The following is a 1100-nucleotide window of genomic DNA, read 5'->3' on the forward strand; positions in this document are numbered from 1 at the left end:
CTGCTGCTAAAGGTTTGTTTCCTGGTCACGGTACACCTTTAGCGGGGTTGATGTGTTGCGGTGACTCTACATTCCCCGGCATCGGTTTACCCGCTGTCGTCGCTAGTGGGATGATTGTTGCTAATACGCTGGCTCCTTTGAGTAAGCATTTAGCTATGTTGGAGGAGATAAGTTAAAGGCAGAGGTGATTTTAGCAGAATTGGTAGTGCTTGGGGTGCTTTCTATTCTCAGTGCATAAAAACTAAAAGTCATCGTAGAGAATGACAGTACAGAGATCGTGAACTATAGCTTGTGACAGTCGCCTTTAAAAATACTTTATTGCATAAGTGTAGGTTTTAGCGATGGCAACGAGAACACCGCAGGCATCGCACTGTAGCTTCTTTTAATGAGCGTAAAATTTTCTATTGATTACGGAATTGAGATGACATCTCTTGAAATCATAATTGTCAAGACACAAACTGACTGCGTTTACTGAACTTCAAGATTTACCAACTCCAAGCAAGAAATCTTGAAAACGGCCAAATAATTAAAGTTACAAAGGAGATAAATTAACATGAGCCAGAATGATAACCCACAACCAGAACCACAGATCACAGGAGATAGACCATAACCTCCTAAGACAATAGGAAAACCAGTTCAGAATGAATTCAGTAACTCTGAACAACAGCCCACATTACCAGAATCATCAAACATTAATTGCTCAAAAACTTATGATACCAAACTTAAAAAAACTAGTCATTGAAGATATCTATCTTCAAGAAATTGAACTGAAAGACACTGAAACTCAATCTATTAATGGTGGTTCACCAACTTTACCATTACCACCACCTAGTAATAAAATTTCATTATTTTCTCCTGACTGGGTAGCAATCCAGCCCCAACCTTTGCCTCCTAGAGTTTCTTTGACCCCAAGATTTTATTCATAACTGGGGAGGATTTGGGGGATTGGTCTAGAATTGGGATTGCTGAGGGTGCGTAGCTTGCCACCATAGGTATCCATCGCTTAACACCTAAAATACTGCTATGGTCAATCAGGAAAAGTTAGGGGACTTCCAAGGAATAAAATAATCAATTATAATAATGATAATCATTTTAAGGGG

General features: G+C 39.4%; 1 protein-coding gene and 1 pseudogene. Both read left to right on the forward strand.

What is annotated here, in order from left to right:
* A pseudogene (locus tag RM368_RS38640) lies at positions 1–176 on the forward strand (carotene isomerase); the annotation flags it as partial.
* Positions 177–641: 465 nt separating this feature from the next.
* Complete coding sequence (locus tag RM368_RS38645; RefSeq protein ID WP_322698957.1) at positions 642–926, forward strand: hypothetical protein; 285 nt, start codon at positions 642–644, stop codon at positions 924–926.
* The last annotated feature ends 174 nt before the right edge of the window (positions 927–1100 follow it).

Origin of the sequence: Nostoc sp. DedSLP03, from assembly GCF_034530815.1 — a bacterium.
GTDB lineage: Bacteria > Cyanobacteriota > Cyanobacteriia > Cyanobacteriales > Nostocaceae > Nostoc.

Excerpts from the sequence above, each read along its gene's own strand:
- RM368_RS38645 (WP_322698957.1), top strand. The coding sequence starts at position 642 with ATGAATTCAGTAACTCTGAACAACAGCCCACATTACCAGAATCATCAA.